Here is a 14243-nt window from a genome sequence, read left to right on the forward strand (position 1 = left end):
GTGTGCTTGACCCCTTCAGGGGTAGCTCTCAGTGAAGCGCACAGGCACTCAAACCGCCACGCGTTCTGTCGGAACAGCCGTGGCCGCGCGCATATCGGTATTAGCTATTTCCTTATAAAAAAACTTCGCTTTAGTGAATATGGCAAAGGGCGTATCTTGCCACCACTCTGAAAAAAGTGCGCAACCGTGAGCGCAGACCCGCCTGAACACAGGACACCTATGTACGTTTACGACGAGTACGATCAGCAGATCATCGAGGACCGCGTCAAGCAGTTCCGTGACCAGACCCGCCGCTACCTTGCAGGCGAACTCAGCGAAGAGGAATTCCGCCCGCTGCGCCTGCAGAATGGGCTGTACATCCAGCGTTTTGCGCCGATGCTGCGCGTGGCTGTGCCTTATGGCCAGCTCACGTCCCGCCAGGCCCGCATGATGGCCAAGATCGCTCGCGACTATGACAAGGGTTATGCCCACATCAGCACGCGCCAGAACGTGCAATTCAACTGGCCCGCCGTTGAAGACATTCCGGACATCCTGGCCGAGCTGGCCACGGTGCAGATGCACGCCATCCAGACCAGCGGCAATTGCCTGCGAAATGTCACCACGGACCAGTTTGCCGGTGTGGCGGCGGACGAGGTGGTGGACCCTCGCCCGTGGTGCGAAATCGTACGCCAGTGGACCACGTTCCACCCTGAGTTTGCCTATTTGCCCCGCAAGTTCAAGATTGCCGTGAATGGTGCCAGCAGCGACCGCGCCGCCATTGAGGTACACGACATTGGTCTGGAACCGGTACGCAATGCCGCCGGTGAACTGGGCTTCCGTGTACTGGTAGGGGGCGGCCTGGGCCGCACGCCTATTGTCGGCGCCTTCATCAACGAGTTCCTGCCCTGGCAGGACTTGATCAGCTACCTGGATGCCATTCTACGGGTGTACAACCGCTATGGCCGCCGGGACAACAAATACAAGGCCCGCATCAAGATCCTGGTCAAGGCTCTTACCCCTGAAGTATTTGCAGAAAAGGTGGCCGCTGAAATGGCACACCTGCGCGGCGGGGACACCACCCTGACCGAAGCCGAAGTGGCGCGCGTATCCCGCCATTTCGTAGATCCGGACTACAAAGCCTTGGTAGATCATACCGCAGCGCTGACCCAGCTCGACGCCGAACATCCTGGCTTCGCCCGCTGGCGCCAACGCAACGTGTTCGCTCACAAGCGCCCTGGTTACGCGGCCGTTACTCTGTCCCTCAAGCCCACGGGCGTGGCGCCAGGGGATGTCACAGACAAGCAGTTCGACGCCATCGCCGACATGGCGGACCGATACAGTTTTGGTCAACTGCGTACCTCGCACGAGCAGAACATCATCTTGGCCGATGTAGAGCAATCCCAGTTGCATGCCCTGTGGCTGGAAGCACGAGAGTCCGGCTTCGCTACGCCTAACGTGGGTTTGCTTACTGACATCATCTGCTGTCCAGGCGGTGATTTCTGCTCCCTGGCCAATGCCAAATCGATCCCCATTGCCGAGTCCATCCAGCGTCGCTTCGACGACCTGGACTACCTCTTTGACATTGGTGAGATCGATCTCAATATTTCAGGCTGCATGAATGCCTGTGGCCATCACCACGTGGGGCACATTGGCATACTGGGTGTCGACAAGAAGGGTGAAGAGTTCTACCAGGTCTCATTGGGCGGCAGTGCGTCACGGGAGGCCAGCATTGGCAAGATTCTGGGCCCCTCCTTCGCCCAGGACGCCATGGCCGATGTGATCACACGGCTGGTAGATGTGTACGTGGAAAAGCGCACCGAAGATGAGCGCTTCATTGATACGTACCAGCGTATCGGCATCGAACCCTTCAAGGAGCGTGTGTATGCAGCGAATCATTAAGCACAACCAGGTTGTCGATGAAACCTGGCACCTGCTGCCTAAGGATGTGACCCTCGACGAGCTCAGCAACTGTGACGACTATATCGTCCCGCTGACCTTGTGGCGTGAGCACGCCAATGCCCTCAAGGCGCGCGACGGTGGTTTGGGCGTGTGGCTGGATGCCGACGAAGAAGCCGAAGAGATTGGTGAAGACCTGGCGCATTTTCAGGTTATTGCCCTGAATTTCCCAGCATTCACAGACGGCCGCAATTATTCCAATGCACGCTTGCTACGCGACCGTTATGGTTTCAAGGGCGAGCTCAGGGCCATTGGTGACGTGCTGCGTGACCAGCTCTTCTACCTGCACCGCTGCGGGTTTGATGCCTTTGCCATTCGGCCAGACAAAGACCCGTACGAAGCCCTGGAAGGCCTGAAGGATTTTTCAGTGACCTACCAGGCTGCCAGCGACGAACCACGGCCGCTATTCCGCCGTCGTTGACGTGCCAACGAGGGCCTTGCCAGGCAGGGCCCTCGCCAGCATTCATGTCAGCCTGGCGTGTTGGCCCCCAGCAGCTCACGTGTGAGGCGCAAAGCGAGTGCATCGAGTTCACGCTGGCGTTGCTGGGTCACCCAGTCATAAGCCACGCGTAGCTGTTGCTCAGTTAGCGCAGGTAACACAGGCGGCGTTGCGTCTGTAGGCCATGTCGCGTCCGGTATGGCGTCTCTCAACCCATCCAGCGCCTCTGGCCATGGCAATGTCTCTGTAGTGCCTGGGGTGCTGGCTTCATACAGGTAGCTGGCGGCTGCCTCCCAGCGTTCACGCACTGGCTCAAATGCCGGCGCGCGCCCAAGTTCCAAGTGCATCCTGAATCCAGGTTGCTCTACTACCCAGCGTGAAAAGGCTTCGTCCGTATCAGCCTGGCGCACCTGTACGCCCACTCGCTGTGCTGTGGTGCCGCTTACACGGGTGCTGTACCTCATGCCACGGCTGGGAGGCAGCTCCAGCGGGCCTTCGAGTCTTTGAATGAGGTGGAAGCGCACTTCCAGTTCATCAAGGCCCTCATCCAGTTGGTCATCTTGGATATCATCCAACGGGTCCAGGGCCGGCGCCGGTGTCGGCTCATTCAAGCCTGCTCGCCGGGCCACACGCGCCCGTACAATGCGCCGGGCGCGCTCATCGACCAGCGCCCGTCGGAACAGCTCGCGCTGGTAGCCCAGCAACTCGCGCAAAGGCCCGTCCCCAGTAGCTGTTGAACGCCCTACGATCTGCCAGGCTTGAGCTTCAAATTCCATTTCGTCCAAAGTAAGGGCCACGCCATCCCCGCAGGTGCCTTGAGTGTCCTGCGCCATAGCGAACAGGCGCTCGCGCAGGTCTGCCAGCCCCGGTAGCGCAGTGTCTCCAGGCCGTAGCCATAGGTCCACCAGGGTCCAGGCACGCCGCCGGGTGGCGACAGCATTGTCACGATAGTCTGCTGTTTCCACGATACGGCTCAGCAACTGGTAGAACTCGGCGGCTTCATGCGTGGCGCGCTCAGCCTCAATCTGTACCCTCAAGGGCTCAGGGCACCCCTCCAGCCAGTCATCGTTGTCGACTGACAGTGAGTCCGATTCGCTGGCAGCTGTAAAGAACAGTATGCCTGCCCTGTGCAGCATGTCCTGGCTGGCGGCATTCAATGGGTTACCGTCCAATTGAAGCCCGATACCATAGTACTGAGAAGCGATATCTTCACCAGCTTCCTGCCTGAGCGTGACAAACCGGGTAGTGGTCAGGTCGGGCAACTCAGTAATGGCATTCGCGTTAAGGTTCACGTCCCGCAGCAGCATAGGGTCGCGATTCATCAGCGCCTGCAACCCCGGGGGGAAGGCAGTAAGCCCTGCTTCGGTGATTTCCAGCGTTGCGAGGTTATACAGCTCACTTACGACCGGTGGCTGGCCCAGCGCATTGCCGCTAAGTGTCAGCTCTTGAAGCTGTACCAGGCTACTGAAGCCGTTGACCGTACGCTCATCCAGTGAAATGGCGTTGTCATCGAGGGCTAGTGCGCGCAAACCCGAAAATTGCCCTAACTGCTGGAAATCGGCTTCACTGAGGGTCAAGCCAATACCCGACAGGTCCATATGAGTGAGCTGAGGTGCCAATGACCCGATAGCTTGCGAAACCTCTGCCAGGCCCCACTGACCACTGTAGCTCAGGTTTAAAACTTCCAGGCGGCTCAGCCGTTCGAGCCCCATGGGTAAGGTATCAAAATTATTGAAACTCAGGTTTAACTGTCGCACGTTGGGAAAGTTGGCCAGGAAGGTTTCATCCACGTGGGTAAGCGCCAAATCTACCAGTGCTAGCCGCTCCACATGATCAAAACGCACACTCAGCGGCGGCAATTGCTCTATGGCCAAGCCACGCAGATTTACACCATAGCCGGGCCCGCCGTGTGCATAGGTAGCGCCTCGCCGCTGCCACGCGGCGACCAGTTCCTGGGCCACTGACCTACGATAATCCACCATGGCCTGGGCATGGGCATCTATCGCTGGGCCCCCAGCGGCTACCCAGGTATCAAGCTCGTGCCGCAAACGTGCCAAGTCCGCGTTCAAGGCAGCGAGGCGGATGGTGGCAGCTTCGCCGCTCCCCAGTTCCGCCTGCAGCACCGTTAGTTCGGCGCTACTGACCTCTGGGTACAACGCTCTTAGCGCACGGCGATGATGGTTAACCGCGGAGAGCAGCCCCTCAAGCCAGCGCCCGCGCCCACTCAGGTCATACCCTATTGCACCCTGCTCAGTGCGCCGGGGCGGGCGGAAGAAGCGTCGGTTGTCGCGTACCATGCCCAACATAGGTCGCAGAGCATCTCGGTCAGCCAGTGCGCGCTCCAGCAGGGTTTCTCGCAAACCCTCAGGGCTTTGAACATGGTCGACGGCTTGAGCCCTTACCGCGTCCGACAGCGTAGCGAACAAAGCCGCCTCTAGCGTGGTTTGTGCACTCAGTGGCGATTGTCGTGCATCGAAAGCCTCATAACGATCCCCCCGCCGTACGAGGGTCCACGTCGTCGCAGCTGTAGTATCGGTGCGTTGCAGTACCGGCCCGTTTAAACCACCGCTACGCAGTTCAACGGGTGTGGCTTTGGCCCAAGCCCCCAGTGACGCCCAGAAGCCAAACACCAGGCGTTCGCGATCTGGGCTAAAGTTCCCCTGCGCTAGCGCGTCGCAGGCTTTGACCAGGCGCAATTGCCGAAGGCTTTCTGCAGCCAGGCTGCCGACGGCAGGCGGCACTCGACCCCTTGCTAACGCCTGACGCTCGACTGTTGTCCGCCCTTCCATCAAGGCATTCAGGAAACGTGCAGGGAGGCCTGGGAATTGTCTCTGCAGGGTCTGCCATTCTGGTTCGGCCTGTGCCGCGGGCTCGCCAAGGCGCTGTACCCATTCAGAGTGACGGCCTTCAAGTGTCGTTGCCCAGCGGTCCGCCAAGGCGGCATGGGCCGGCTCTGTGGGCACCAGGGATGTGTAGATACCCAACACAGCATCCTTGGTACGAGAGTCAAGCTGGGTTATCAAGCGAGCTGCCCAGCCGCCGCTTTCAAGCGAAAGTTGATCCAGATGAATAACTCGGGCAGGCGCTGAGGGGCCGAATGTCTGTACCCCGTGCTCGGTTCGATAGGCCAGGGCGTAGTCCTGGGGCCAGCCAGGCAAGGTACGCAAGCTCTCGACTAAAGCCGTAGGGAGCCCAACGAGGCGGCGCGTGGTGCGCAGTGCCTGAACCGCACTCGCCAGTTGTTGTTCTGCTAGGCGTTGATCCAGTAACCAAGCCAAAGGCGCAGGCATGGCCTTGCCATCCAGGTGTGCTGCTCGCAGTTGCCCCTCGGTTATGCCGGTCAGGCGCTGGGCCTCCACCACTGCGTGTGCAGGCACAGCCTCATACCGGTGAGAAAACCGTTTGATGAGGCGCAAACGCCGCCAAATCGCGGGGGTTTCGTGCATGGCGCGCCAGTTGCCGTCGCCATTACTAAAGAGGGTGGGTCGATAGTTTCGCTCCTCCGGATGAAGCAATTGCGCGCGCATCGACGTCGCGTCCTGTGCCACTTCATGGAGCTGACCTTCCAGACGAATCCATGCACGGCCCTGATGGCGGTAAACACCGGATGAGTCCGGTGCGACAGTCCTGGGCGGCAGGTCACGGGCAGCGAAGTCATCCAGGTCCGGCCGCCAGAGGCGTACCTGGCCGTCATCCCCCGTGACAGGAATCAGCTTGTCGGCAAAGGCCGCGGTGGAAGAGGCAAGTTCTGGTCGTTTGCCCAGGCCGAAATAGCCAACGTTTTCGGCAGCGCCGAATAGGCATTCCAATGCAGCCTGCCTGTCGCCCTGGCGCCAGGCCTGAACCCCTTCGTACATGTTGTATACCGATTGGGCGAGCATGATACCGTCCACGATGACATTGATGCCCGGAATGCTGGACCCCACCATGAGCGCCAGATTAATGCCCAACTGCTCACCAATCTGCACCCATCGAGCGTAACGCTCCACGGCATCCGCGTGGTCGATTGAGGCAGTAGGTGTGGCTGATACGGCCGCGTCAGCCAGGGTCTGCTGAGCCCATATGCGGTAGTGTTCCACAAAGGGGTCATTTGCCAACGGGATTGGCGTCCAGGTCAGGTGGGAAGGCCACCAACCTTTTGGCGCTAGCGCCTGCTTCAAGGCCGCCATAAATTCCAGCCGCCTGGAGAGCGGCACGAAACCGCTGAGAAACTTTTGGAAAGCTGGTGCCTCAAGCCTTTGCCGCCAGGCAGAGACCATGGCCTGAGCGCTGGCATACTCCCTTACCGAGCCTTGCGTATCCCCTGGCAAGTAGGCAACTACGGCCTGGTGATCCAACGACGGCGTCCGCGCCCTCAAAACGAACACCTGAGACAATGGAAACCCTAGTAGCTCCAAGCGATAGGCCTGAGCAGGCATTTTTAGCGTTCCTGGCCTAACCAGGTTCCAGTTCGCCAGCAAGGCCTGGCCCGCAGGGCCGAGCTCGTTTTTGAGGTTGGCGACCCAGGCATCGGCTTTGAACAGCTTGCGTTGGGCGTCGAATACGTGCCATGACAGGGGCACCTTTGAGGTTACCGAGGAACGATTTGGCAAACTGGCGGGCACCTGCTCCGCCAGGGCGCGCTGAAAGTGCCCCCCGATATCCAGAAATCGACAACGGTTCGCAAATTGCTCAGGTGTCAATGGCAAGGCATGCGCCGAGTGGGGTTTGCCGTTTGGCGGAAGGTCGGCAAACAGCCCAGAACCTGGGCCGAACGCAGACGCAACGGCTTCCTGTCGATGGAAGTTGGTCAGCGCCGCTTCCAGCAGCGTACGTTGCAGCGCAGGCCGCTGGCCTTTGGGATCTACCCAGTAAAGAACGGCCCGGGTCGGGTCGATGGAGGTGCCCAGGGCCTGGTGGAGGTCTTCGCGCAACCGGGCAGTCGCAAATACCTGCAGGCTTGGAAGCGCATCTATGGCTGTTTTAAGCGCAGCGCGCGCTTGTTCGGCAGCCATCGACAAGGTCTCAAGCTGTGCACGGGCCTCGGGTGTTGCCTGGCGCAACCAGTCGGGAAGGCGCGCGGCAATAAAAGCCTCATAAGGCAGTACATCGGTGGTAGAGGTAGGTGTCATGGAGGCCTCCTGTTGTAAGAGGCCTGATGCTAGAGAAGGCTGGCGAGCCGCCGTGGTAGATATGGCTTACCAGAAACGAGCGCTGCTAACCTTGCTCCACAACCTGACAACTGCCTGCTCGGCTGAATGGCTGGCGGCCATGCCCACGCGTTCGGAGAAGCTTTTGCGCTCTGAATAGTGGAGGTGGAACAACGCTGCAGTCCGTGCCTTCTCAGCCAGGTATTCATCACTGGTCTTGATTTCATCCACCAACTTGCGCTCCACTGCTGCTACACCCAGCCAGACCTCACCGGTAGCCACCTCATCGATGGGCAATTGAGGCCGGTAGTGCGCTACAAAGTTCTTGAACAGCCGATGTGTGACGTCCAGCTCTTCCTGGAACTTCTCTCGCCCCTTTTCGGTATTTTCACCAAACACGGTCAATGTACGCTTGTACTGGCCAGCGGTATGCAGCTCTACATCGATGTCGTGCTTGCGCAGCAGTCGGTGGACGTTAGGCAACTGTGCTACTACCCCTATGGAGCCCAGCACAGCAAAAGGCGCGCTGATAATCTTTTCTCCGATACAGGCCATCATGTAGCCGCCGCTGGCAGCCACTTTGTCCACGCACACCGTTAGCGGAACCCCAGCCTGGCGGATGCGTGCCAGTTGGGAGCTGGCCAGGCCGTAGCTGTGTACCATGCCGCCTCCGCTTTCCAGCCGAAGTACTACTTCATCCTTTGGTGTAGCAAGGGTGAGGATCGCTGTAATTTCGTGGCGCAAGCTTTCCGTGGCCGACGCTTTTATATCGCCGTCGAAGTCCAGCACAAACACGCGGCCGGTGTTGTCCTTCGTTTTTGCCTTAGCCTTGCGGCGGGCCTTGTCATCGCGTGCCTGTTGTTTACGTAGCTGCTTGAGGCCGTCTTTGTCCACAATAGCCGCTTCAAGGCGTTCCCGCAGGCCCTTGTACAGGTCGTTAAGCCGGGTGACCTGCAAATGACCGCCCCCTTTGCGGCGGTGCTTGCCGCGCACTGAAGCGATGCCGGCCACCAGTACCAGCACGGCAATGACAAGAGTGGCAGTACGGGCCAGAAAGCCCAGGTATTCGGAGAGAAACTCCACGGTAACTCCTGCAGCAGATTAAAAACGTGCCCAAGCATACCGGCGAGCGTGGCGGGGCGGTAGCTGTGCTGCAGTGTCGGGCGAGCAACGGCAGGCAAAACCTTGCGGATAAATAAAACATCCTTTTGAAACGATCGTATGAATTTCGTTGACAGTGCTTCCCTGGGCTTCTAACCTGCCCTCACGCTGCCTGTCCCTGAGCATCAATCGGGAGCGAAGTGCAAGCGCATTGGTGCTGCCCCTTGGCGTGAAGACCTACCTCTACCTGACCGAACAGGATTGCTTATGAGCGACGCAAACAAAGCCATCGAAATCATGAAATCGAAATTCAATCCGTCCGCCGCAGCCGGGCTGGACCTGGTGTTTGGCTTTCGCATCGACGAAGCGAAGCATTTCAACCTGGTGGTCAAGGATGGTACCTGTGACATTCAGCAGGGTGAGAATGCCGATGCCAGCGTCACGCTGGTAATGGACAGCGAAACCCTTGAGGGTATTGTCAGCGGCGACACCGATGGCATGCAGGCCTTCATGCAAGGCAAGCTGCGTGCAGAGGGCGACATGATGCTCGCCATGAAACTGAGCGAGCTATTTCCGGTATAAGCGTTCGATCACCTTGGGCGTGCCTTGCACAGGAGCATCATGCAAGGCACGCGCCTCATCAACTGATCAGGCCACGCGTCAATTGTAATATCTGCGTCCGTACCGCCTGGTTGCACCTGTCTCGCAGGCGGTTGCTCAACGTGCGCGCTTGTTGCTCATTGAGTTGCGGCTGGGCAGTCCAGTTCACCGTCGGGTCGATAGCCTCCAGTACTGACAGGGATTGAGGCGTAGGCGGCTCGGCAGGTTGCTGCCCGGCAGCCAACGTGAGCACGTGCTCAAGGGCATCATGGTAAGGGGCCCTGACCTCATCCAGCGCCAGCTCATAACGGCTTTCAATGGCGGCATACCAAGTATTCTGATGGTCTACCAACCACTCAGCGAAGCCCTCATCCGTATCCAACGCGTGTACACGCTCTGCAATACGCGATTGGGTGGCTTCACTCACCAAGGCTTGGTACAGGCGCTCGCTGACCGGGGGCAGATCGAGCTGGGTCCTGAGCTGCTGCCGCAGCACCAACCGTAGCTCGACTTCATCTATACCCATATCCAACTGGGAGTTGGGTAGGTCGTCACCCAGGTCAGTGGCTGGGTCTGCAGGTACGTTGCCCGCCAGGCGGGCTACCCTTGCCCTTACCAGCCTTTGAGCCTGGCCATCGAGCAAGGCCTGACGATATATCCTGCGGGCGCTCAGCGCCGCGTCGCGCAAAGGCCCCTCTTCGCTGGCGGACATGGAGTGTGTGATGGCTCGCCAGACCATTACTTCGCTGTCGAACTGGTCGATGGTCAACACGATACCGTCACCACACGTGGCCTGCGCTTCAGTAGCCATGTTGTACAAGCGGTCTCGGAGTTGAGCAAGGCCAGGCATCGGCTGTTCTCCCGGCATCAATAGCAAGCGGGCAAGATCCCATGCGCGGCTCAGCACCTCAGTGCGCTCTGCCGCTCGCATCGCACGAACATAGGGCGCGGTTTGCACAATGCGGCTTAATACCTCATAGAACGGCCTGGCAGCCCGTTCTTGTCGGGCACTGCGAATCTCGTGCTCCAGAAGCGCCGGGCAACCTACCAACCATTGGTCCTCAAAGGCAGCTTGCGGATCAGGCTGCACAAGCTGCGGGACTGGATCAAAATCGATTCCAGCCGCATCCAGTTGCGCGACAGCCGCCTCGTCCAATGGGTTGCCATCCAGGATGAGCTCAACGGAGGAGATGCCGTAGGGTTCCGGCTGAGCCGCTTGGCGCAAGAATGCGGTGTTGCTCAGGTCTGGCAATTGCCTTATGCGATTGTCTCCCAGGTTTATGTAGCTCAGGCGCAATGGAGACGCGACCATGAGTTGCTCCAGACCAGGGGGCAGGGCTTCAAGGTCTGTGTTGGCTAACGAGAGCCAGTTCAAGCGGTGCAAACTATCGACACGCGGCGGCAGTGCCAGAGGATTGTCGTGCAAGGACAGGGATACAAGGTTCGTAAGTGTATTGAACACGCCTGCACGTTCCGGCGTAATGACCAGGCCCACGTCGTTGAGTTCCAGGTCTGTCAACGCAGTGAATTGGCCAAGGTGCTGCATTAATGCATCCATGGGAAGCGCAGGGTTCTGCGACAGGCTCAGGCGTCGCAGGGTACCCGCCGAAGGTAATAGCCAGTTTACCACCTGCAGGCTACCGCCGGGGCCGATCTCCCTCAACTCTACTTCGTGCAGGCGATGCAGCCATTGAGGCCCTTGAGGCAGCTCTGTAAGGGGATTGTTATCCAGCGACAGCATGCGTGCATTAGGGAAACACTCTAGAAAGGCAGGGTCTATCCGGGTAAGTCGCAGGCCTGCCAGCCATACCTCGGTTACGTGGGGGAACGATGCAGGCAATATAGGCAGTTCTCCGCCGAGTGTAAGGTAGGATAGGTTGAGCACGTAACGAGGAGCGCCGTTTGCATGTATTCCGTGGGTAACAAAACTGCGTTGCCAACTGCGCATAATGGTTGTAGCGGCCTCATACCGGGCTTCGCGTACCTCCATACTGTGCGCTATACCGTGCGCTGGCCCTTGTGGCATAGCGTCTCGCCATTGGTTCAACGCCTCCCGCAGGTCAGTGAGCTCTCGCTCCCGAAGACTAATGGCTTCAAGCGCCGCTGCACCTTCACCGACCTCGGCCCGGAGCGCCTGCAAAGCCGGCGCATTGGCCTCGGGATAGAGCTGGCGTAGCAATAAGGTGATAGCGTCGAAAGGTGAAACCATGGTCGACCGGGCTGAACCTCGCCCACTGAGCAGATAGCCCAAGCGGCCGTCTTGCAACCGTGCAGGCAGGCGGAAAAAACGGCGACTATCGACGGCCATGCCTAGCAGGCGGCGCACTGTATCCCGTTGGGCCAAGGCCGCTTCGGCTAACTGTGGCAACGGCCCTGGGGCGGGGCCAGCCGGTGGCAATGACGAAAACCCCTGGCCCAGCGCCTCAGGAAGCCGCTGCAACAATATCTGGGCATCCGGCGTAGAATAACCGTCGTAGAGCGCTTCGCAGGCCAGGCTAACGCGTAGCTGGCGCTGAAATTCAGCGGCCAGCTCAGCAACAGGCAGTGGTACCCTGCCCGCTTCCAGGCCTGCACGTTGCTGGCTGTTGCTATGGGCCACGAGCTCGGTGGCCACTTGCTCAGGCAGCGACGTGAACTGCCGCATTACCGTGGCCACCGGCCCCTGGGGGACGGGGTCCTGGCTTAACTGATGGGCCAGCTCCAGGCAATTGCGGTCGAGCACATCCGCCCATTGTTGACTCATGCGTTGCCTGAACGCTTCTGCAGACACGCCTTTCCCTACCAACGGTGCCAGGTCTTCAGAGCGCATCTGCTTGATCAGTTCAGTCGCCCAGGTGCCTTGAGCAAACTCGTTTGCGCTGACTCTAACCAGCCTATCGGCGTTGGGATGAAGGATTGAAAGGCTACCATCGGGCTGCCTCCACTCCAAGCCAACGCTCTGGGGCCAATTGGGAACGTCCACCAGTGTCCTCACTATCTCTGGGGCGGCGTGCGGAAGTTGACCCTGGCTGCGCAGACTGGCAACGCCTTGTACCAGTCGCTGGCGGTGGACTCGCCGCCGAAGGTGATAACGAAGCATTCCAGGCAACGGCTCCGTTCGCCAGGCTCGGCCCTGGAGCTGCGAATCATCAACGCCGGCCAATTCCTGTGCCAATGCCACTTCGCTGTCGTTCAGCCCAATGGCCTCAGTAGTGCAGCGGCGGATCAAGTGCACGCCTTGCCACAGCCCGGGGTTTTCATACTCGCTACGCCACCCCCCGTGACCATTGCTTAGCAGGCGAGGGGCTAGCCCGTCGTGATCAACAGGCAGCCGCAGTTGTGCCTGCCTGTCAGTGGCGCCTCGTTCGACTTCCACGTAGCGCCCGGCCATATGTACCCATTGGCGCTCACCCCGTGTTACCAGCCCGGCGGGTGTCAGGGGCGTTGTACCCGCAGGCGGATGATCGCTGCCCCACAAATGGGTGTCCGGAATCCACAGGCGCTGTTCTCCGGCAGCATTGGTAACCAGCCTTAGTCGTTCTGCCAGCAGAGCCTCCTGTGCATCAGCAGGAGGTCGGGGCGACAGCCTCAGCCCAATCACGTTATCGACTGCACCTAACAGTAATATTCTGGCCTGTCGCTCATCTCCCCTGCTCCAGGCCTTGGATGCCTCGAACACCGAGCGCAGGCTTTGAACCATAGAGTAGACGCCTATGATCTCGCCTACTCCAGGGATGAAGGAAAGCACAAACAACCCTAACGACTCGCCCTGTGCGGTCCATTTGGCATGCCGAGCCTGCGCGGCCAGACGATCCTGCCGCTCGGTCGGTACAGCGAGCAGGGTGGCATCTGCCAGCGTCTTCTCGCGCCATTGGGTATACCGGTCAGGGAATACCTCTGACAGGTTCGCCAGGTTGAGCGTGAAACTCGGCGGCTCAAAAAGTCGTTGGTGACTTACCACTCTAGTCATGAGAGTAAGGGCCGCGATGGGGTTGACTACTGTGGCGAACAGGCGGCCGAAGTCGTCCAATGGCGGCCCTTCGACAGCACGAATAAAGGCGGCCTGGTTTTTCAAACCCACGTAGCCTGCCAGGAAGCGCAGATAAGCGGGGTGGTGAACCCGCCGCTGAAGGTCTGCCTTCAATGCGTCGAGGTTGGGGAACTGTGTGAGCGGCGCATTGGGATCATTGGGAATGTACAGCACGCAAGGTCGGCCGGCCGGTGAATTGTCATCGCCGATAACAAGCATGACGGCATTCAAGTCGAAACCCGCCAGCTTCAAGCGCTTGGCCTGGGCGGGCAGCTTCGGCCAGGCGCCTGCATCAATGACGCCTGCGCTGGCCAACAGGGAAAGCCCGACGGTGTCCACCTTGCCAGTGAGTTTTGCGATCAAGGCTTCGGCTGCAAGCGTAGTACGGTCCGCCTCCTCATACACGGTGGGCAAAGCGTAGGCAGGTGGCGCTCCCTTTGCGCGGACGGGTAATTGGCGAGTCAGAAGGCCAGCATACCCACCACCAATGTCTGCTGTGCGGCATGCTTGAGCAAAAGCCCATGGCGTAATGCTTAAGGGCCGGGTGGTATCCCTTTCCAATGGGCCGTCCCCCGCGATGCAATGAAACAGGCCTGAGCCTGGCCCATACGCATCGGCGTGAGTATCTTCCTCGGTAAAGTTACGCAAGGCGGCCTGAATCAGCGTGCACGTTAGAGGAGCTGTTTCATCATCAGGGCTTGGCCAATACAACATCACCCGCCCTGCGTCCACACCAGCCTCACCAAGTGAGGCAAGCAACGGAGCAAGCCTTTGTCGTGCATAGGCCTCGTAATCGTCCAAGGCTCGGGCGCAGGCTTTCAAGCGGTCGCGGGCTTCGTGGGCATGTTCGCACAGGCTGTATAGCGCTTGCACATCATCCGGTGAGGCCTTGGCCAGCCAAGTGGGAAGACGGCGAGAAATCAGAAGCTGCAGATCAGGTAGGGCAATCGAGGCGTCGAGAGGCATGGAGCGCTCCAAATGTGAAGGAGCGCCCAGGCTATGCGACAGGCCCAGCTGCCTTGCACTACAT

6 protein-coding genes are annotated in these 14243 nt (G+C 59.5%); 3 read left to right on the forward strand and 3 right to left on the reverse strand.

Translation table 11 applies throughout. From position 1 onward, the window contains the following. The first annotated feature begins 219 nt into the window (after window positions 1–219). Both ACSAMW_RS03440 and ACSAMW_RS03445 read left to right on the forward strand, forming a co-directional pair. Window positions 220–1878 carry a nitrite/sulfite reductase gene (locus ACSAMW_RS03440; RefSeq protein ID WP_500592677.1) on the forward strand — a complete coding sequence of 553 codons (1659 nt, stop codon included), beginning with the start codon at window positions 220–222 and terminating at the stop codon, window positions 1876–1878. Then, on the forward strand, window positions 1862–2356 hold the full coding sequence (locus ACSAMW_RS03445) for a DUF934 domain-containing protein (protein WP_500592678.1): 495 nt from the start codon (window positions 1862–1864) through the stop codon (window positions 2354–2356). Before ACSAMW_RS03440 ends, ACSAMW_RS03445 begins: the two co-directional genes overlap by 17 nt. 47 nt (window positions 2357–2403) lie before the next feature. On the opposite strand, the gene ACSAMW_RS03450 is transcribed toward ACSAMW_RS03445, so the two are convergent. Both ACSAMW_RS03450 and sohB read right to left on the reverse strand, forming a co-directional pair. Next, window positions 2404–7485, reverse strand: coding sequence for a dermonecrotic toxin domain-containing protein (locus tag ACSAMW_RS03450; protein ID WP_500592679.1), 5082 nt, complete (start codon window positions 7483–7485; stop codon window positions 2404–2406). A gap of 66 nt (window positions 7486–7551) precedes the next feature. Next, window positions 7552–8586: a protease SohB gene (sohB, locus tag ACSAMW_RS03455; protein ID WP_500592680.1), complete on the reverse strand. Its 1035-nt coding sequence runs from the start codon at window positions 8584–8586 to the stop codon at window positions 7552–7554. Window positions 8587–8871: 285 nt separating this feature from the next. Between sohB and ACSAMW_RS03460 the strand changes: the two genes are divergently transcribed. After that, complete coding sequence (locus ACSAMW_RS03460; protein ID WP_500592681.1) at window positions 8872–9186, forward strand: SCP2 sterol-binding domain-containing protein; 315 nt, start codon at window positions 8872–8874, stop codon at window positions 9184–9186. Window positions 9187–9244: 58 nt separating this feature from the next. On the opposite strand, the gene ACSAMW_RS03465 is transcribed toward ACSAMW_RS03460, so the two are convergent. Beyond that, window positions 9245–14179, reverse strand: coding sequence for a dermonecrotic toxin domain-containing protein (locus tag ACSAMW_RS03465; RefSeq protein ID WP_500592682.1), 4935 nt, complete (start codon window positions 14177–14179; stop codon window positions 9245–9247). Window positions 14180–14243: the final 64 nt, after the last annotated feature.

It is taken from the genome of Pseudomonas sp. AB39(2026), from assembly GCF_059831485.1.

What these genes read in the sequence shown, in the direction of transcription:
- ACSAMW_RS03440 (WP_500592677.1), top strand. Translation starts at nt 220, where the DNA reads ATGTACGTTTACGACGAGTACGATCAGCAGATCATCGAGGACCGCGTC.
- ACSAMW_RS03445 (WP_500592678.1), top strand. Translation starts at nt 1,862, where the DNA reads ATGCAGCGAATCATTAAGCACAACCAGGTTGTCGATGAAACCTGGCAC.
- ACSAMW_RS03450 (WP_500592679.1), bottom strand. Translation starts at nt 7,485, where the DNA reads ATGACACCTACCTCTACCACCGATGTACTGCCTTATGAGGCTTTTATT.
- ACSAMW_RS03460 (WP_500592681.1), top strand. Translation starts at nt 8,872, where the DNA reads ATGAGCGACGCAAACAAAGCCATCGAAATCATGAAATCGAAATTCAAT.
- ACSAMW_RS03465 (WP_500592682.1), bottom strand. Translation starts at nt 14,179, where the DNA reads ATGCCTCTCGACGCCTCGATTGCCCTACCTGATCTGCAGCTTCTGATT.